Source organism: Janthinobacterium woesei (assembly GCF_051380875.1).
Lineage (GTDB): Bacteria > Pseudomonadota > Gammaproteobacteria > Burkholderiales > Burkholderiaceae_D > Janthinobacterium.
In genome coordinates, this window is record NZ_JBNYXW010000006.1 from 209,365 (window position 1) to 227,451 (window position 18,087).

18 protein-coding genes are annotated in these 18,087 nt (G+C 60.8%); 17 read left to right on the forward strand and 1 reads right to left on the reverse strand.

Annotation, left to right across the window (positions count from 1 at the left end; all coding sequences use genetic code 11):
* Positions 1 to 19 precede the first annotated feature (19 nt).
* The 15 genes from ACQ4W6_RS08645 (at position 20) to ACQ4W6_RS08715 (ending at position 16,403) form a co-directional block, all read left to right on the forward strand.
* On the forward strand, positions 20 to 142 hold the full coding sequence (locus ACQ4W6_RS08645; RefSeq protein ID WP_314634241.1) for a lipoprotein: 123 nt from the start codon (positions 20 to 22) through the stop codon (positions 140 to 142).
* A 58-nt stretch (positions 143 to 200) separates the two neighbouring features.
* Positions 201 to 848: a 3-isopropylmalate dehydratase small subunit gene (gene leuD, locus ACQ4W6_RS08650; RefSeq protein ID WP_436566774.1), complete on the forward strand. Its 648-nt coding sequence runs from the start codon at positions 201 to 203 to the stop codon at positions 846 to 848.
* 10 nt (positions 849 to 858) lie between these two features.
* Positions 859 to 1,929 (forward strand): 3-isopropylmalate dehydrogenase, encoded by a 1,071-nt coding sequence (gene leuB / locus ACQ4W6_RS08655; RefSeq protein WP_436566775.1) that lies wholly within the window; start codon positions 859 to 861, stop codon positions 1,927 to 1,929.
* A 45-nt stretch (positions 1,930 to 1,974) separates the two neighbouring features.
* Positions 1,975 to 3,102 (forward strand): aspartate-semialdehyde dehydrogenase, encoded by a 1,128-nt coding sequence (asd, locus tag ACQ4W6_RS08660; protein ID WP_436566776.1) that lies wholly within the window; start codon positions 1,975 to 1,977, stop codon positions 3,100 to 3,102.
* Between the two features lie 261 nt (positions 3,103 to 3,363).
* Entirely contained in the window at positions 3,364 to 5,811 is a 2,448-nt protein-coding gene (locus ACQ4W6_RS08665) for a motility hub landmark protein FimV (protein ID WP_436566777.1), read from the forward strand.
* Positions 5,812 to 5,857: 46 nt separating this feature from the next.
* Positions 5,858 to 6,688, forward strand: a complete 831-nt coding sequence (truA, locus tag ACQ4W6_RS08670; RefSeq protein WP_436566778.1) for a tRNA pseudouridine(38-40) synthase TruA — start codon at positions 5,858 to 5,860, stop codon at positions 6,686 to 6,688.
* Positions 6,689 to 6,710: 22 nt separating this feature from the next.
* Positions 6,711 to 7,394, forward strand: coding sequence for a phosphoribosylanthranilate isomerase (locus tag ACQ4W6_RS08675; RefSeq protein ID WP_436566779.1), 684 nt, complete (start codon positions 6,711 to 6,713; stop codon positions 7,392 to 7,394).
* Complete coding sequence (gene trpB, locus ACQ4W6_RS08680) at positions 7,387 to 8,637, forward strand: tryptophan synthase subunit beta (protein WP_436566780.1); 1,251 nt, start codon at positions 7,387 to 7,389, stop codon at positions 8,635 to 8,637. The genes ACQ4W6_RS08675 and trpB overlap by 8 nt, the downstream gene beginning before the upstream one ends.
* A gap of 81 nt (positions 8,638 to 8,718) precedes the next feature.
* A complete protein-coding gene (gene trpA / locus ACQ4W6_RS08685) occupies positions 8,719 to 9,516 on the forward strand; it encodes a tryptophan synthase subunit alpha (protein WP_436566781.1) in 798 nt (265 codons plus the stop codon).
* Between the two features lie 198 nt (positions 9,517 to 9,714).
* The gene (gene accD, locus ACQ4W6_RS08690) at positions 9,715 to 10,587 is read left to right on the forward strand and encodes an acetyl-CoA carboxylase, carboxyltransferase subunit beta (protein WP_436566782.1); all 873 of its coding nucleotides are present in this window, start codon (positions 9,715 to 9,717) and stop codon (positions 10,585 to 10,587) included.
* Positions 10,588 to 10,681: 94 nt separating this feature from the next.
* A complete protein-coding gene (gene folC, locus ACQ4W6_RS08695; protein WP_436566783.1) occupies positions 10,682 to 11,980 on the forward strand; it encodes a bifunctional tetrahydrofolate synthase/dihydrofolate synthase in 1,299 nt (432 codons plus the stop codon).
* A gap of 24 nt (positions 11,981 to 12,004) precedes the next feature.
* Positions 12,005 to 13,018 (forward strand): SPOR domain-containing protein, encoded by a 1,014-nt coding sequence (locus tag ACQ4W6_RS08700; RefSeq protein ID WP_436566784.1) that lies wholly within the window; start codon positions 12,005 to 12,007, stop codon positions 13,016 to 13,018.
* A 20-nt stretch (positions 13,019 to 13,038) separates the two neighbouring features.
* Positions 13,039 to 13,527, forward strand: coding sequence for a CvpA family protein (locus ACQ4W6_RS08705; RefSeq protein ID WP_436566785.1), 489 nt, complete (start codon positions 13,039 to 13,041; stop codon positions 13,525 to 13,527).
* Between the two features lie 39 nt (positions 13,528 to 13,566).
* On the forward strand, positions 13,567 to 15,090 hold the full coding sequence (gene purF, locus ACQ4W6_RS08710; protein ID WP_436566786.1) for an amidophosphoribosyltransferase: 1,524 nt from the start codon (positions 13,567 to 13,569) through the stop codon (positions 15,088 to 15,090).
* A 71-nt stretch (positions 15,091 to 15,161) separates the two neighbouring features.
* Positions 15,162 to 16,403, forward strand: coding sequence for a cystathionine gamma-synthase family protein (locus tag ACQ4W6_RS08715; protein WP_436566787.1), 1,242 nt, complete (start codon positions 15,162 to 15,164; stop codon positions 16,401 to 16,403).
* Between the two features lie 65 nt (positions 16,404 to 16,468).
* Here ACQ4W6_RS08715 and lexA read toward each other — a convergent pair whose 3' ends face one another.
* Entirely contained in the window at positions 16,469 to 17,104 is a 636-nt protein-coding gene (gene lexA, locus ACQ4W6_RS08720; protein ID WP_436566849.1) for a transcriptional repressor LexA, read from the reverse strand.
* A 275-nt stretch (positions 17,105 to 17,379) separates the two neighbouring features.
* On the opposite strand from lexA, the gene rpsF reads away from it, so the two are divergent.
* Both rpsF and priB read left to right on the forward strand, forming a co-directional pair.
* Positions 17,380 to 17,766, forward strand: coding sequence for a 30S ribosomal protein S6 (rpsF, locus tag ACQ4W6_RS08725; RefSeq protein WP_183675872.1), 387 nt, complete (start codon positions 17,380 to 17,382; stop codon positions 17,764 to 17,766).
* Between the two features lie 20 nt (positions 17,767 to 17,786).
* Positions 17,787 to 18,086 (forward strand): primosomal replication protein N, encoded by a 300-nt coding sequence (priB, locus tag ACQ4W6_RS08730; protein WP_436566850.1) that lies wholly within the window; start codon positions 17,787 to 17,789, stop codon positions 18,084 to 18,086.
* Position 18,087 lies beyond the last annotated feature (1 nt).

Here is an 18,087-nt window from a genome sequence, read left to right on the forward strand (position 1 = left end):
TGACGCTCAAGAACTCATCATGAAAAAACTCTTCGCCCTCCTCATCGCCACCGTCATCCTGTCTGGCTGCAACACCATCTCCGGCATCGGCCGCGATGTGCAGAAAGTCGGCCAGGTTGTCACTGGCGCCGGCGGAAAATAAACCGTGACGGGCCGGCGCACTTACACTGTGCGCGCCCGTCCTACCGAGTAGAAACAGCATGGATAAATTTACGATTTACGAAGGCCTGGTCGCCCCGCTGGACCGCGCCAACGTCGACACCGACGCGATCATCCCGAAGCAATTCCTGAAATCGATCCACCGCAGCGGTTTCGGCCCCAACCTGTTCGACGAATGGCGTTATCTGGACCATGGCGAACCGGGCCAGGACAACAGCCATCGTCCGCTGAACCCCGATTTCGTGCTCAACGAGGCGCGCTATCAGGGCGCTTCGATCTTGCTCACGCGCAAGAATTTCGGCTGCGGCTCTTCGCGCGAACACGCGCCTTGGGCGCTCGATCAATATGGCTTCCGCGCCATCATCGCGCCGTCGTTTGCCGATATTTTCTTCAACAACTGCTACAAGAATGGCTTGCTGCCCATCGTGTTGTCGGAAAGCCAGGTCGATCATCTGTTCAATGAAGTCAAGGCCTTCCCTGGCTTTAAGCTGGTGGTGGACCTGGAGCAGCAATGCGTGCGCACCAGCAATGGTGCCGTCTCGTATCCGTTCGAGATCGATGCCTTCCGTAAATACTGCCTGATGAATGGCCTTGACGATATCGGCCTGACCCTGCGCCGTGCCGACGATATCCGCGCTTTCGAGGAGCGTCACTTATCCAATCAACCCTGGCTTGCCAACGTCATTTAATCGATAAAATATGAAAATTGCAATTTTACCCGGCGACGGCATCGGTCCTGAAATCGTCGCGCAAGCCGTCAAGGTGTTGAATGTGCTGGGCGAATCGTTCGAGCTGGAAAGCGCGCCCGTGGGCGGCGCCGGCTATGCGGCGCATGGCCATCCCTTGCCGGAAGGCACGTTGGCGCTGGCGAAAGCGGCAGACGCAGTGCTGTTTGGCGCCGTTGGTGATTATCAATACGATAACCTTGAGCGTCAGTTTCGCCCCGAGCAAGCCATTCTGGGCTTGCGCAAGAACCTGGGCCTGTTCGCCAACCTGCGTCCGGCCATTCTGTATCCGGAACTGGCGGGCGCCTCGACGCTGAAGCCGGAAGTGGTCTCTGGCCTGGATATTTTGATCATTCGCGAATTGACGGGTGACATCTACTTTGGCCAGCCGCGCGGCGTGCGCGAGTGCCCGGACGGTCCCTTCAAGGGCCAGCGCGAAGGTTTCGATACCATGCGCTATGCGGAAGGCGAAATCCGCCGCATCGCCCACGTGGCCTTCCAGGCGGCGCAAAAGCGCGACAAGCGCCTGACCAGCGTGGACAAGGCGAACGTGTTGGAAACGTTCCAGTTCTGGAAAGACATCGTCACCGACGTGCACAAGGAATACCCGGATGTTGCGCTCGATCATATGTATGTCGATAACGCGGCCATGCAACTGGTGCGGGCACCGAAGAAATTCGACGTCATAGTAACGGGCAATATGTTCGGCGACATTTTGTCGGACGCGGCCGCCATGCTGACGGGCTCGATCGGCATGCTGCCGTCGGCCTCGCTGGACGCCAACAACAAGGGCCTGTACGAGCCATCGCACGGCTCGGCGCCCGATATCGCGGGCAAGGGCATCGCCAATCCGCTGGCGACGATACTCTCGGCGGCCATGATGCTGCGCTATTCGCTGAACCGCGAAGAGCAGGCGATGCGCATCGAGGGTGCCGTGAAGAAAGTATTGGCGCAGGGCTTGCGCACGGCCGATATCCACGAAGCGGGCACGACGTTGGTCGGCACCGAGGCGATGGGTGATGCGGTTGTAAAGGCGCTGGGATAAAATAGTTCAATGACGGCAGTCGCCGTCTCATCTTGAGGAATGGTAATGAAATTAGTTGGCTTGGTAGGTTGGCGCGGTATGGTCGGTTCGGTCCTGATGCAGCGCATGCAGGAAGAGGGCGATTTCGCCCACATCGAACCGGTGTTTTTCACCACCTCGAACACGGGCGGCGCAGCGCCGGCCATGGCAAAGAATGAAACCATTCTGAAGGATGCCAACAACATTGCCGAACTGTCCAAGTGCGACATCATCATTTCCTGCCAGGGCGGCGACTACACCAGTGCCGTCTTCCCGCAACTGCGCGCTAGCGGCTGGAACGGCTACTGGATCGATGCGGCCTCGACTTTGCGCATGGAAAAAGACAGCGTCATCGTGCTCGATCCGGTCAACCTGCACGTCATCAAGGATGCGCTGGGCAAGGGCGTGAAGAACTATATTGGCGGCAACTGCACCGTATCGTGCATGATGATGGGCCTGGGCGGCCTGTTCCAGCACGACTTGATCGACTGGATGACGTCGATGACGTACCAGGCGGCCTCGGGCGGCGGCGCGCAGCACATGCGCGAACTGCTGACGCAGTTTGGCACCATCAACGGCTCCGTCAAGGCGCTGCTGGACAACCCGGCCTCGGCCATCCTGGAAATCGACCGCCAGGTGCTGGCCACCCAGCACGGCTATTCCCCGGATGAAATCAAGCAGTTTGGCGCGCCGCTGGCCGGCAACCTGATCCCATGGATCGACAAGGACCTGGGCAACGGCCAGTCGAAGGAAGAGTGGAAGGCCGGCGCGGAAACGAACAAGATCCTCGGCCGCGGCATCGACTTTGGCAGCAAGGAAATCCCCGTCGACGGCTTGTGCGTGCGTATCGGCGCCATGCGCTGCCATTCGCAGGCCTTGACCATCAAGCTCAAGAAAGACGTGCCGCTCGATGAAATCAACGACATCATCGCCAGCAACAACGAGTGGGTCAAGCTGGTCCCGAACACGCGCGAAGCATCCGTGCGCGACCTGTCGCCAGCGGCCGTCACCGGCAGCCTGACGATTCCCGTGGGCCGCGTACGCAAGATGAGCATGGGCGGCGAGTACCTGTCCGCTTTCACCGTGGGCGACCAGTTGCTGTGGGGTGCGGCCGAGCCGTTGCGCCGCATGCTGCGGATTTTGCTGGATGCATAATCGCAATTAATTCACAATTAGTTGCTAGATAGAATCAAGCCGGGGTTGTTTTCCCGGCTTTTTTTTCATTTCGAGTCCATCAAGGCGCAACCATGTGGCGCTTGCATAGCTCTGGGCATGATGATATGTTGATACCTCTGGAAAAGTAACTGTTTTCCCACGTCAACTAAGATGCCGCCAATTATGCCTGTACACACTCGTCCCCGGGTCGCCTCCCTTGCCATCAAAACACTCAGCAGCGCTGTCGCCTGCGCAGTGTTATTGTCACCGGCGGCATCCGCAGCCGAACTGGGCAAGATCACGGTACTGTCTGCCGCCGGCCAGCCGCTGCGCGCCGAGGTTGAATTGTCGGCCATCAAACCGGAGGAAGCGGCTAGCCTGCTGGCCAAGCTGGCGCCGCCAGACGCCTATCGCCAGGCGAACGTGGCATTCAATCCCGCGCTCAATGCCCTGACGTTTGCCGTGGAAACCCGCAATGGCAAGCCCTTCATCCGCATCAGTTCGGCGCAGCCGGTGGCCGAACCCCTGGTCGACCTGCTGCTGGAACTGAGCAGCAAGAGCGGACGCCAGGTGCGCGAATACGCGTTCGTGCTCGATACGCCCGAAGCGCGCCAGACGCGCGGCGCGCAAGTGACGGCGCCAGCCGAACCGGGCCGGGCCGGGCGCAATGCCGAGCCGGCGACAGCGCAAGAGTCGCGCAAGAAGCCGGCCGCCGAATACAAGGTCAAGGCCGGTGATACTTTGAGCCGCATTGCCAGCGAAATGCGCCCGTCCGGCGTCTCGCTCGACATGATGCTAGTCGCCCTGTACCGTGCCAATCCCGATGCCTTCAAGGGCGAAAACATGAACCGCATGCAGGCCGGACGCATCCTGGCCGTGCCCGGCGCAGACGCCGTGCGTGCCACCGATGCGGCCGAAGCGAAGGGCGTGGTGACGGCGCACGCCATCGATTTCGAGGCCTACCGCAACAAACTGGCGGGCCAGGTGGCCCAGAGCAAGCCGGCCAGGGCGGCGCAAACGACGCAAAGCACGGCTGGCAAGATTGGCGCCACGAAGGTAGAGGAAAAGCCGACGGCCGTGAGCGAAGCGCAAGACAAGCTGAAACTGTCGAAAGCCGAACCGGTAGCCAAGGCCCCCGGCAAGAGCGGCGTCGCCAGCGAAGAAGACAAGATTGCCAAGGCCAAGCAGGTGGACGAGGCGGCAGCGCGCGTGAAGGAGCTGGAAAAGAACGTCAACGACCTGGAAAAGTTGATGGCGGTCAAGAGCAAGGCCATGGCCGACAAGAGCGCGCCAGCGCCCGCCAAGCCGGCTGACGCCGCTGCCAGCGTGCCGACCGAGGCAGAACCGGCCGCACCGAAGACCAAGCCGGTGCCGCTGGTCAGGAAGCCATCGCCGCTAGAGCCGACCATCACCGACAAGATCAGTGACCATCTGGGCGCCATCGGCATCGGCCTGGCAGCGCTGTTGGCCGCCGTGGCCGCGCTGGTGCTCGCGCGCCGCCGCAAGGCTTCGCCGCCCGCGCATGAGAACGTGGCGCCTGTCTTCGAGCCGGAAGGGCCGGTAACGCCGCCGGCCAGCTTGGCGCCGGAAGGCCAGCAAGCGGAGGCGAGCAATCATTTGTTCGGAGCGGGCGCAGCTGCAGCTGGCATCGCTGCCGCAGCGGGCGCCAGCGTGCTCGAAGGCAACGAAACGGATCCGGTCGCCGAAGCCGACGTGTATATTGCCTACGGCCGCGATGGCCAGGCGGAAGATATCCTCAAGGAAGCCCTGCGCATCCATCCGGAGCGCCATGCGGCGCGCCTGAAGCTGCTGGAAATATATTCGGCGCGCAATGATGTGCGCGCCTTCGAAGACCAGGCTGGCGAGCTCTACAGCATGACGCGTGGCCAGGGCGAAGAATGGCCGCAGGCGGCTGCGCTGGGCCTGGCGCTCGATCCGGGCAACCCGCTGTATGGCGACACGGAAGGCGACGCTGTCGTCAGCCTGAGCAAGGGCGCGGGCGACGACTTGCGCGGCCAGAGCATGGATTTGCCAGATGCATCACCGGCGCCGCTGGCCGAGCTTGCGCCAATCGAACCTGCAGCCGTTGCCGTGCGCGATGGCCGCGAGCCGCTCGACTTTGACCTCGACAGCCTCGATTTCGAGCCCGTCTCGACCAGTGATCCTATCGTCATGCCGGGGCCGGACACCAAGCCGGCGTCCGCTGCGCAGGCGGCGCACGATGCGCACTATGACGCCAGCATGGATTTCGGCCTCGACCTCGAACCGCCAGCCGGTCCCGTGAATGGCGTGGGGGCCGGTTTGACGCCGCTGCCTGATCCATTGAGGAATGTCGACCTGGCCCATTTCGACCTGGATGAGCCCGTGGTGCCAGCCGCTGCGCCGCTAGCGGCCGCCGAACCGTCGATCGACAACTTGTTTGACGAAGCGCAAACATCGGCCGTGCCGCCGGAAACCATTCCACCAGCCCAGGAATTCGACCTGTCCGGCATCGATTTCGACCTGAACGATGCCAAGACGGCCAGCGCTGGCGTGGATGACCCGCTGTCGGCCATCCACATGGAAATGGATACCAAGCTGGACCTGGCGATTGCTTATCAGGACATCGGCGACAAGGAAGGCGCGCGCGAGCTGATCGATGAAGTCATCAAGGGCGGCAGCGAAGAGCAAGTGAAGAAAGCAAATACCATGCGTGCCTTGCTCAGCTAGGTGTTACCGGAAGGCGGGGCCGCCTGCGCGCCGGTATAATGCTTCGATGCAAAATATTACGACAGCAACGCCATTGAAGCGTATCGCCCTGGGTCTGCAATACGACGGCACGGCCTGGCATGGTTACCAGAAACAGGAAGATGGGCAGACGGTGCAAGACCAGCTGGAAAATGCGCTGGAGCAATTTGCCCGCGTGCGCCTGGCGACCACCTGCGCCGGCCGCACGGATACGGGGGTGCATGCGCTGGAGCAAGTCGTGCATTTCGATACGCAGCTGAACCGCGATGTGCACTCCTGGGTGCGCGGCGTGAATGCCTTCTTGCCAAAGTCGATCGCCGTGCGCTGGGCCAAGGAGCTCGATGGCGATCCGACGGTCAACGATTTCTTCCACGCCCGTTTCAGCGCCCGTGCGCGCACTTATCATTATGTGCTGTACAACAACGCCACCCGTTCGCCGCTGGTGGAAGGGCGCGCCGGCTTCTTTTTCCGTCCGCTGGACGTGGAACTGATGCGCCAGGCCGTGGCGCCGCTGCTGGGTTGGCACGACTTCACGGCCTTTCGCGCCGCGCAATGCCAGGCCAAGTCGCCCGTCAAGCTCATGCATGACATCCAGATCGAGCGGCATGGCGATTGCGTCATCTTCACCATCACCGCCAATGCTTTCCTGCACCATATGGTGCGCAACCTGGTTGGCTCGCTCGTGTATATCGGCACGGGGCGCGAAAAGCCGGACTGGCTGGGACACTTGCTTGAAAGTCGTGATCGCCACGCGGCGGCGCCCACCTTCATGCCAGACGGCCTGTACCTGGCGAAGATCGATTACGACCCGAAGTGGAACTTGCCGCAAGACAGCAGCAGCGCGCTGCCCTGGTTCTGACGTTTTAACTCAAGGAATACCCATGCCACGCACACGCATCAAAATCTGCGGCCTGACCCGCGCCGAAGACGTCTCCGCTGTCGTGGCGGCGGGCGCTGACGCCATCGGCTTCGTGTTTTATCCGAAAAGCCCCCGCTACGTCACGCCGGAACAGGCGGCCAGCCTGATCGCCGCCATGCCGCCCTACGTGACGACGGTGGGCCTGTTCGTCAATGCGTCCGTGGCAGAGGTCAAGGCAACAAAGGCCGTGGCGCCCTTGTCCCTGCTTCAATTTCATGGCGACGAGACGCCCGAGCACAGTGCCGCGCTCGCTGGCGCCGTGAATACGCCATTTACGCAAGTGTTCCGCGTCAAACCTGACACCCGCTTTGAAGATTTGCTAGAATACGAACAGCGCTATCGCGCCGCCAGCCCCTTGTTTGCCAGCCTCTTGCTGGATACCTATGTGGATGCGTATGGCGGTGCAGGAAAGGTATTTGATTGGTCCCTCATTCCAGAAGAACTCGCGCCTCGGGTCGTTTTAAGTGGTGGCTTGAGCGTACACAACGCGACTGACGCAGTGGTGCGCGTGCGCCCTTACGCCGTCGACATCAGCAGTGGTGTCGAAGCGTCCAAGGGCATCAAGGACGCATCCAGAGTCCGCGCGTTCATCGCTGCGGTACAGGATGCCGATGCCATCATTGCCAGAGGAAACAACCATGAATGACCACACCACCGCGCCCGGCGCAGCCGCCGCATTGTTCCACGCCACCGATTACCCTTTTCCTGACCTGCGCGGCCATTTCGGCCCGTACGGCGGCTCGTTTGTTGCCGAAACGCTCACGCATGCGCTGGCCGAACTGAAAGACGCCTACGCGCGCTACAGCGTCGACCCGGAATTTTTGGAAGAGTTCCGCTACGAATTGAAACATTTTGTCGGCCGCCCGTCGCCCATCTATCATGCCAAGCGCTGGTCGCAGATGGCCGGCGGCGCGCAAATCTATTTCAAGCGCGAAGACCTGAACCACACGGGCGCGCACAAGATCAACAACGTGATCGGCCAAGCCCTGTTGGCCAAGCGCATGGGCAAGCCGCGCATCATCGCCGAGACGGGCGCCGGCCAGCATGGCGTGGCCACGGCCACCATCTGCGCCCGCTTCGGCCTCGAATGCGTGGTCTACATGGGCAGCGAAGACGTCAAGCGCCAGGCGCAGAACGTGTACCGCATGAAACTGCTGGGCGCGACCGTCGTGCCAGTCGAATCCGGTTCCAAGACCCTCAAGGATGCGCTGAACGAAGCCATGCGCGACTGGGTCACGAATATTGAAAACACGTTTTACATCATCGGCACCGTGGCCGGCCCCCATCCATATCCGATGATGGTGCGCGACTTCCAGTCCGTCATCGGCGAAGAGTGCCTGGTGCAGATGCCGGAAATGACGGGCCGCCAGCCCGATTACGTAGTCGCCTGCATCGGCGGCGGCTCGAACGCGATGGGCATCTTTTACCCGTACATCGACCAGAAGGACGTGAAACTGATCGGCGTGGAAGCGGCTGGCGAAGGGCTGGACACGGGCAAGCACGCGGCCTCGCTGACGGCCGGTTTGCCGGGCGTGCTGCACGGCAACCGCACCTATCTGCTGCAGGATGAAAATGGCCAGATCATCGAGACGCACTCTGTCTCGGCCGGCCTCGATTATCCGGGCGTGGGTCCGGAACATGCCTGGTTGAAAGATTCGGGACGCGCGCAATACGTCACGATCACGGATGACGAGGCGCTGCAGGCTTTCCATGACTGCTGCCATATCGAAGGCATCATCCCGGCCCTGGAATCGTCGCACGCGCTGGCCTATGCGGCCAAGCTGGCGGCCACCTTGCCGAAAGACCAGATCGTGCTGGCCAACCTGTCGGGCCGTGGCGACAAGGACATGCATACCGTGGCGGAACGCATGGGATTGAATTTCAGCTGATCAGCCGTTATTCATTCTTGCAGCTCGGGTGGGCGCACAGCGCGTCGCCCGACATTTCCCCATAGATAAAGAAAGTTTCCCATGTCGCGTATCGCCGCAACCTTTGCCAATTTAAAATCCAACAACAAGACCGGCCTGGTCACTTTCATCACCGCTGGCGACCCCGGCCCTGACGCCACTGTGCCGCTGATGCATGCGCTCGTCGAGGGCGGCGCCGATGTGCTGGAGCTGGGCGTGCCATTTTCCGACCCGATGGCCGAAGGCCCCGTCATCCAGCGCGCCTGCGAACGGGCCCTGAAATTCAATGTCGGCATCCACGACGTGTTCGGCTATGTGCGCCAGTTCCGGGAAAGCAACCAGACGACGCCCGTGGTGCTGATGGGCTATGCAAATCCCATCGAGCGCATCGGCAGCGCCGCTTTTATTGCGGCAGCGCAAGCGGCCGGTGTCGACGGCGCCATCGTCGTCGACTATCCGCCGGAAGAGTGCGAACAATTCGCTGCCGCTATGCGTGCCGCAGGCCTGGACCTGATCTTCCTGCTGGCGCCCACCTCGACCGAAGAGCGTATCGCGCAAGTGGCCAAGGTCGGTGGCGGCTTCAGCTATTATGTCTCGCTGAAAGGCGTCACGGGGGCGGGAAACATTGATACAGAACAGGTGGCAGAGCGCCTCGCGGCCATCCGTCAGCATGTAAAATTACCCATCGGCGTGGGCTTCGGCATCCGCGATGGCGCCACGGCCAAGGCCGTTGCCAAGGTGGCCGATGCGGTCGTGATCGGCAGCCGCATCATCCAGGAAATTGAAAATGCGCCGGAAGGCGGTGCCGTGGACGCCGTGCGCAACTTTACGGCTGGCATCCGCGCCGCACTGGACGCCTGAGCAAGCTTGCCGTTTACGCAATCTGCGGTGGCGGCAAAGTTCGACAGCCCGGCGATAAACGGCTACACTTCGGCCACTGATTTGCCTGTCATTGTGCAATAGATAAATTTTTTGGTGGCGCCCTGCGCGTGCGTCACCGTTTACCGTCTGCCGGGGGCGTCTATCGACGCTACCCCTACAAGGGCCCAAGGAGAAAATATGAGTTGGTTGGAAAAACTGTTGCCGCCGCGCATACAGCGTTCGGATGCTGCCGCGCGCAAGACCATGCCGGAAGGCCTGTGGGTCAAGTGTCCGTCGTGCGAAGCCGTGCTGTACCGTACGGACCTGGAGTCGAATCTGCACGTCTGCCCGAAATGCGACCATCACATGCGCATCCGCGCGCGTGAACGCCTCGACAGCCTGCTCGACGCCGGCGGCCGCTATGAAATCGGCCAGGAAATTCTGCCTGTCGATACCCTGAAGTTCAAGGATAGCAAGAAATACCCTGACCGCCTGAAGTCCGCCATGGAAGCGACGGGCGAGACCGATGCAATGATCGTCATGGGTGGCGCCATCATGAGCCTGCCAGTGGTCGTGGCGTGCTTCGAATTCGAATTCATGGGCGGCTCGATGGGCTCGGTCGTGGGCGAGCGCTTCGTGCGCGGCGCGCAAATCGCGCTGGAACAGAAAGTGCCGTTCATTTGCATCACCGCCACCGGTGGCGCGCGCATGCAGGAAGGCTTGCTGTCCCTGCTGCAGATGGCGAAAACCACGTCCATGCTGACCAAGTTGGCGGAAAAGAAATTGCCATTCATCAGCGTGCTGACTGACCCGACCATGGGCGGCGTGTCCGCCTCGTTCGCCTTCATGGGCGACGTGGTGATTGCCGAGCCGAAAGCGCTGATCGGCTTTGCCGGCCCGCGCGTGATTGAAAATACCGTGCGCGAAAAACTGCCGGAAGGCTTCCAGCGCGCCGAATTCCTCGTCACCAAGGGCGCCGTCGACATGATTGTCGACCGCCGCAAGATGCGCGAAGAAATCGCCCGCCTGCTGGCACTGCTGCAGAATCAGGCAGTGGAAGTTTTAGCATAAAGTAGTTTGCCGGGCGGCGTCCTGCGGACACGCCCGGTTGCCACGTCACACCGTCTCCGCGCCTGGCGCATCGCATCCCTCAAAGAAGTCTCCCATGCAAAACCTCCCCACCACATTGCCAGACTGGCTCGCCATGCTGGAAACCCGGCATTCGGAAACGCAGATCAATATGGGTCTCGACCGCGTGCAAGCCGTCAAGGCGCGCATGCAACTGGCCTTTTCCTGCCCCGTGATCATGGTGGCGGGCACGAATGGCAAGGGTTCCACCTGCGCCATGCTGGAATCGGTACTGTTGCGCGCAGGCTACAAAGTGGGGCTGTACATCAAGCCGCACTTTCTCGATTTCAACGAGCGTGCGCGCGTGCTGGGCGAGTTGGCCAGCGATGAGCAGATCGTCGCCAGCTTCAACGCGGTCGAGGCGGTGCGCGCTGACACGCCGCTGACGTATTTTGAATTCACCACCCTGGCGATTCTGCACCTGCTGTCGCAGGCGAAGCTGGACGTGGCCATCCTGGAAGTGGGCCTGGGCGGGCGCCTGGACGCCGTCAACGTGATCGACGCCGACGTGGCCATCGTCACCAGTATCGATATCGACCACACAGATTACCTGGGCGACACGCGCGAAGCGATCGGCTTTGAAAAGGCGGGCATCTTCCGCCCGGGCAAGGCAGCCATCTGCAGCGACCCCGTGCCGCCGCAGTCCCTGATCGACCATGCCGCAGCCATCGGCGCCGACCTGTGGCTGATGGGCCGCGATTTCAATTATTCGGGCGACAAGCAGCAGTGGAACTACGGCGGGCGCGAGCAGCGCCGCAATTCGCTGGCCTACCCGAGCTTGCGCGGCGCCAACCAGATCCTCAACGCGGCGGCCGTGCTGGCCGCGCTGGAAGTGCTGAAGCTGACACTGCCGGTGAGCGCGCAGGAAGTGCGCACCGGCCTGGTGACGGTGGAATTGCCGGGCCGCTTCCAGGTCTTGCCAGGGCGCCCCAGCGTGATCCTTGATGTGGCGCATAATCCCCACGCGGCCTCGGCGCTGAACCAGAACCTGGGCAATATGGGTTTCCACCCGTACACCTACGCCGTGTTTGGTTCCATGCAGGACAAGGATATCGATGGCGTACTGGCCGCAATGGCCGAACATGTCGACCATTGGTGCCTGACAGGTTTGCCTTCGCCGCGTGCGGCCACGGCATCCGAACTGGCGGCCAAGGTGCAGATCATGCTCGAAGGCAAGCCCGACAGCAGCGAGCATAGCGTATCTATTTTCGATGATCCGGCACAAGCTTTTGCAAATGCACTGAGCCGCGCCGGTGAGAATGATAGAATTGTGGTCTTTGGTTCTTTCCTCACCGTTGCTGGCGTGATGAAGGCCCGAAAATCCTCACTTCACTGAAACGCACTCGACTGAAAATCACGCATGGGCTTGTTCTCGAAACTGTTTAAAAACAAGCAAGAATCCTCTGGCGAAGACAGTGGCTTTTATGTCCCTGGCGAAGCACAGTCGCCGACCCGCAAACGCGCTGCCAACACCTCCGGTGGTGGCGGTGCTCGCCGTGGCGGCAAGGAAACGCCGGACCCGGTCTTGCCTGAAAAGAAACGTGCGCGCCGCCGCCTGGTCGGGGCAGTTGCCCTGACCCTGGGCGTGGCCGTCGGCTTGCCGATGCTGCTCGATGCCGAACCGAAGGCCCCCGTCAACGACATCGCCATCGACATCCCGTCGAAAGAGAAGGTCGCCGCCGCTCCCGCGCCAGCCCCCGTGCAGGCGGTGCCGGCACAGGGCTCGGCGCACAACGGCCTGGACCAGTCCGAGGAAATTGTCGACGCGCCACTGCCGCCAGCGGCCAGGCCTGCGCCAGCTGCGGCGCCCGTGCTGGCCGCCGCCGAGCCTGTTCCTGCCAAGCCGCAGTATATGGAGCCGAAACCGGAGCCGAAACCGGAGCCCAAGTCCGTCAAGGTTGAGCCCAAGCCGGAGCCGAAGCATGAGCCGAAACCCGAAGTTAGACACGAGTCCAAGCCTGAACCCAAGCCTGAACCCAAGCCTGAACCTAAGCACGAGGTGAAGCCGGAAGCCAAGCCCGAACCGAAACCTGCCAAGCCGGCGCAGTCTGCTGACGATGCGGCGCGCGCGCTGGCGATTCTGGAAGGCAAGCCATCTGAGCGGGCGCAAGACAAGCCGCAAGACAAGTCCCACGATACCGGCTCCGGCAAGTTCGTGGTGCAGGTGGCAGCCCTGGCGACGCAAGACAAGGTGGATGAATTGCAGGAAAAACTGCGCGATGCGGGCATCAAGTCGTACACGCAGAAGGTTTCCAGCCCTGCTGGTGAGCGCATCCGTGTCCGCGTGGGGCCGTTTGGCAGCCGTGAAGACGCGGAAAAGACGCGCGCCAAGTTGCAAAAGCTGGGCCTGGGCGGCAGCCTGGTGCCAGCATGACGATGCAAGGCTGAACGCGCGTGACGATCTTCGATTACCTGGTGCTGTTCGTACTGGTGACCTCCGTGCTGATCAGCATGATGCGTGGCCTGGTCAAGGAAATATTGTCATTGATCAGCTGGGTGGTGGCTTTTATCGTTGCCAACGCTTATGGTGCCAGCGTGGCAAAATTCCTGCCTGAAGTCGTGCCGGGCGAAGCTATTCGCTTGTTGCTGGCCTTCGTGGTGGTGTTCATCGGCGTGCGCATTCTGATGGGTTTACTCGGCATGACGGTCGATGCGCTGGTCAAGGTAACGGGCATGAGCCTGGCCGACCGCACCCTGGGCAGCCTGTTTGGTCTGGCACGGGGCCTTGTGATTGTGCTGACCGCCGTCATCTTGTGTGGCATGACCTCCATACCCCAGCAGCCATTCTGGAAAAACGCGCTGCTCAGTCCGTTCGCGGAGCAGGGCGCGCGCGCCATCAAGCCTTATCTGCCTGCCGCGTATGCGCAGCATGTGACATTTTGAATTTTTTTTAAAATCAGTAGCACAGTTTAGGAGCACACCATGTGTGGCATCGTCGGCGTCGTTTCCCATCAACCTGTCAATCAATTGCTCTATGATGCATTGTTGCTTTTGCAACATCGCGGTCAGGACGCGGCAGGGATTGCGACCAATCACAGCAGTATGTTTTCCATGCACAAGGCCAATGGTCTCGTACGTGACGTCTTCCGTACGCGCAACATGCGTTCGCTGCAAGGCAATTCGGGCATCGGCCACTGCCGCTACCCGACGGCCGGTTCGTCTAGCGAAGAGGAAGCACAGCCGTTTTATGTGAATGCGCCGTTCGGCATCACCCTGGCGCACAATGGCAACCTGACCAACTGGGAGCAGTTGAAACAGGAAATGTTCAAGAATGACCGCCGCCACATCAATACCGATTCCGACTCGGAAGTGCTGCTCAACGTGCTGGCGCATGAAATCCAGGAAGCGACGACGGGCCTGAACCTGGACCCGGACGCCATCTTCAAGGCCGTGACCGTGCTGAACCGCCGCGTCAAGGGTGGTTATGCTGCCGTGGCGCAAATCGCCGGATTTGGCTTGCTGGCCTTCCGCGACCCGCACGGCATCCGTCCGTTGTGCCTGGGCATCAATGAAACGGAGCAAGGCGCCGAATACCTGATCGCCTCCGAATCCGTGGCCCTGGAAGGCATGGGCTTCCGCTTCGTGCGCGACATCGGTCCTGGTGAGGCCATCTTTATCGATGCCGACAAGCAATTGCACAGCCGCCAATGCGCCGACAATGCCAGCCTGAACCCTTGCGTGTTCGAATTCGTCTACCTGGCACGTCCCGACTCCGTCATCGACGGCGCCTCCGTGTACGCCACGCGCCTGAAAATGGGCGAGTACCTGGCCGAGAAGATCCGCGCCGAATTGCCAGGCGTGCATATCGACGTGGTCATGCCGATTCCCGACTCGTCGCGTCCGGCCGCCATCCAGTTGGCCATGGCGCTCAACATCGAGTACCGCGAAGGCTTCATCAAGAACCGCTACATCGGCCGTACCTTCATCATGCCTGGCCAGGCGGCGCGCAAGAAGTCCGTGCGCCAGAAGCTCAATGCGATTCCATCCGAATTCAAGGATAAAGTCGTGCTGCTGGTCGACGACTCCATCGTGCGCGGCACCACCAGCCGTGAAATCGTGCAAATGGCACGCGAAGCGGGCGCCAAGAAGGTCATCTTCGCTTCGGCCGCGCCGCCGGTGATCTACCCGAACGTGTACGGCATCGACATGCCGACGCGCGACGAGCTGATCGCCTACGGCCGCACGACGGAAGAAGTGTGCCGCGAAATCACGGCCGATTATCTGGTGTACCAGGATATCGCGGCCCTGAAGCAAGCGATTGCCGACGTCAACCCGGCCCTGACGAACTTCGAGGCATCGTGCTTCGATGGCGTGTATGTGACGGGCGACGTGTCGCAGGAATACCTGGACCGCCTGGAATACGCACGCCACCATCCGAAGGCGGCAGCGCCCGAAGATACGCCGCGTTCCCAGTTGAACCTGAACCTCGCTACCACCGAGGGTTGATGCAGGGCCCGGCTATTGCCGGGCTTTTTTTTTGCCTGACATTTTTTCTCCGCCTTGCGCACCACTCAATCATGAGCAACAACAAAACCTACGGCTTTACCACTACCATCCTGCATAGCGACCGCCGCAAGGGCATCGAACATGGCTCCCTGCACAAGCCCTTGCACACCTCGGTGGCTTTCGGCTATGCCGACGCGCGCCAGCTGGCCTCCGTGTTCCAGGGCAAGGAACCGGGCTTCCGCTATGGGCGCCAGGGCAATCCGACGGTCTCCGCGCTGGAAGACAAGGTCAACAAGATGGAAGATGGCGTGGCTACCTTGTGCTTCGCCACCGGCATGGGCGCCATCGGCGCCGTGGTGCAATCCTTGCTGCGCGCGGGCGACCACGTCGTGTCGTCGGCCTTTTTGTTTGGCAATACCAACAGTCTGTGGCAAACGGTGACGGGGCAGGGCATTGATGTGGCGTTTGTCGATGCCACCGATGTCGCCAATGTAGCGGCTGCCATCACGCCTGCCACGCGTATTGTTTTCGTGGAAACTATCGCCAATCCGCGCACGCAGATCGCCGACCTGGCCAAGATCGGCGCCTTGTGCAAGGAGCGCGGCATCCTGTACATCGTCGACAATACGATGACCACGCCGTATCTGTTCCGCCCGAAGGCGGTGGGCGCGGGGCTGGTGGTCAATGCGTTGACGAAATCCATCGGTGGCCACGGCAATGCGCTGGGCGGTAGCTTGACCGATACGGGCGTGTTTGACTGGACGCAATACCCGAACATCTTTGAAAATTACAAGAAAGTGGCGCCCGCGCAGTGGGGTATCGCGCAAATCCGCGCCAAGGCCTTGCGCGACTTCGGCGCCTCACTGGGACCGGAAGCGGCGCACCATATTGCCGTTGGCGCCGAAACCATGGCCTTGCGCATGGACCGCACCTGCTCGAATGCCCTGGCGCTGGCGAGCCTGCTGCAGGCCGATCCGCGCGTGGCGGCCGTGCATTATCCGGGTTTGCCCTCGCACCCGCAGCATGCGCTGGCTGCCGACTTGTTCCGCAGCTTTGGTTCCCTGTTCAGTTTTGAGCTGAAAGACGGCATCGATTGCTTCGATTTCCTCAATCGCCTGAACTTGGCCATTCCCGCCAGCAACTTGGGCGACACGCGCACCTTGGTCATTCCCGTCGCCCACACGATTTTTTATGAGATGGGTGCCGAGCGCCGCGCCAGCATGGGCATCGCCGAATCGCTGATCCGCGTCTCCGTCGGTATCGAGGATGAGGTCGATTTATTGGAAGACTTCCGCCAGGCGCTTGAGGCATAAAGTGCCGTAAATAAAAAAGGCCGGAACAGCACATGACTGTTCCGGCCCTTTTTACGTGCAACAGTTTAATGCCAGCTGCGCATCAGGCCCACTGCCAGGCCTTCCAGCGCAAATTCGTCTTCGGGCGAGACGGTAATGACCTTGAAGTCCGGGTTTTCCGGCAGCAGTTCGATCACGGAGCCTGTTTTCCTGTAGCGCTTGACGGTGACTTCGTCGCCGATGCGGGCCACGACGATCTGTCCGTTCTTGGCGCTGTCGACCTTCTTGACGGCCAATAAATCGCCATCCATGATGCCGGCGTCGCGCATGGACCAGCCGCGCACTTTCAGCAGGAAGTCGGGCTTGGCCGAAAACAGGGCTGGATCGACGTTGTAGCTCGCTTCCAGGTTTTCCTGCGCCAGGATGGGCGAGCCAGCCGCCACCCGGCCGATCAGGGGCAGCGACATCAGCAGCGCCGCCGGCACTTTGGCCGGTAGCGTTTCAGCGGCCGCGCCGATCAGGCGAATGCCGCGCGAGGTGCCCGGCGAAATCTCGATCGCGCCCTTGCGGGCCAGGGCCTGCAAATGCTCTTCGGCCGCGTTGGCCGATTTAAAACCCAATTCGTTGGCGATTTCGGCACGGGTGGGAGGAAAACCCGTATTTTCAATCGCGTCCTTGATCAGGTTCAGGATTTGTTCTTGTCGTGCTGTCAGCTTGATCATGAGCGGTGGGTGCATACTAAAATGCTGTCTATATGAACAGTCTGTATTTTTGTACAGTATCGCCCACTATGCAAGGGGATTTGCGCTTTTTGCGCGGATTTCGCGCGAAATAGTCGGCGCAGGCGGAAAAATGCGGCTACGCAGCGGTGTCCAATGCCGTTGTGGAAGGAATTATTGAAACCTTTGCCAATAGCGGTTATAATCTTCGGCTGACCTTCCCACACTCGTCTTGACGCCGAGGTGGGCGATTATCAATCCGACCTGAAGGAGTTTGCATGCGTCATTATGAAATAGTCTTTATCGTCCATCCGGACCAGAGCGAGCAAGTGCCCGCGATGATCGAACGCTACAAAGCCAGCGTAACCACCCGCGGCGGTTCGGTTCACCGCGTGGAAGATTGGGGCCGCCGTCAAATGGCTTACTCGATCCAAAAGCTGCCTAAAGCACACTACATCTGCCTGAACATCGAATGCGATAACGAGACCCTGGTCGAGTTGGAAACAGCATTCAAATTCAATGATGCCGTGTTGCGTCACCTGACCGTTAAAATGAAGAAAGCTGAAACAGCTCCTTCGCCGATGATGAAATCGGTACAACGCGAAGATGCGGCTAAAAGCCACCGCACCGAAGCACCAGCAGCCGCTCCAGCCGTAGCAGCTTAATTGTTGACCAGGATCGTGCGCTGAACCAGCTACAAGTAACCGCCATCATTGCCGAGCGCGAAATATTGCGCTATACCCCGGCAGGGCTGCCGATTGTGAATGCAGTATTGCAACACAGTTCGCAGCAGATGGAAGCAGGGATTGCCCGTTTGACCGAGTTTGATGTTGCCGCGCTTGCCGCTGGCGAAATCTCAGGCCGGTTCAGTCAGGCAAGCTTGGGCGGGGTCTATCAGTTCACGGGTTTCCTGGCCAGGAAAAGCCGCAACAGCAAGAGTTTGGTGTTTCACATCATTGATTTTAGTGCAGTCACTTCCGACTAGC

Coding starts and splice junctions, on each gene's coding strand:
- ACQ4W6_RS08645 (WP_314634241.1), top strand. CDS start 20: ATGAAAAAACTCTTCGCCCTCCTCATCGCCACCGTCATCCTGTCTGGC.
- leuD (WP_436566774.1), top strand. CDS start 201: ATGGATAAATTTACGATTTACGAAGGCCTGGTCGCCCCGCTGGACCGC.
- leuB (WP_436566775.1), top strand. CDS start 859: ATGAAAATTGCAATTTTACCCGGCGACGGCATCGGTCCTGAAATCGTC.
- asd (WP_436566776.1), top strand. CDS start 1,975: ATGAAATTAGTTGGCTTGGTAGGTTGGCGCGGTATGGTCGGTTCGGTC.
- truA (WP_436566778.1), top strand. CDS start 5,858: ATGCAAAATATTACGACAGCAACGCCATTGAAGCGTATCGCCCTGGGT.
- ACQ4W6_RS08675 (WP_436566779.1), top strand. CDS start 6,711: ATGCCACGCACACGCATCAAAATCTGCGGCCTGACCCGCGCCGAAGAC.
- trpB (WP_436566780.1), top strand. CDS start 7,387: ATGAATGACCACACCACCGCGCCCGGCGCAGCCGCCGCATTGTTCCAC.
- trpA (WP_436566781.1), top strand. CDS start 8,719: ATGTCGCGTATCGCCGCAACCTTTGCCAATTTAAAATCCAACAACAAG.
- accD (WP_436566782.1), top strand. CDS start 9,715: ATGAGTTGGTTGGAAAAACTGTTGCCGCCGCGCATACAGCGTTCGGAT.
- folC (WP_436566783.1), top strand. CDS start 10,682: ATGCAAAACCTCCCCACCACATTGCCAGACTGGCTCGCCATGCTGGAA.
- ACQ4W6_RS08700 (WP_436566784.1), top strand. CDS start 12,005: ATGGGCTTGTTCTCGAAACTGTTTAAAAACAAGCAAGAATCCTCTGGC.
- purF (WP_436566786.1), top strand. CDS start 13,567: ATGTGTGGCATCGTCGGCGTCGTTTCCCATCAACCTGTCAATCAATTG.
- ACQ4W6_RS08715 (WP_436566787.1), top strand. CDS start 15,162: ATGAGCAACAACAAAACCTACGGCTTTACCACTACCATCCTGCATAGC.
- lexA (WP_436566849.1), bottom strand. CDS start 17,104: ATGATCAAGCTGACAGCACGACAAGAACAAATCCTGAACCTGATCAAG.
- rpsF (WP_183675872.1), top strand. CDS start 17,380: ATGCGTCATTATGAAATAGTCTTTATCGTCCATCCGGACCAGAGCGAG.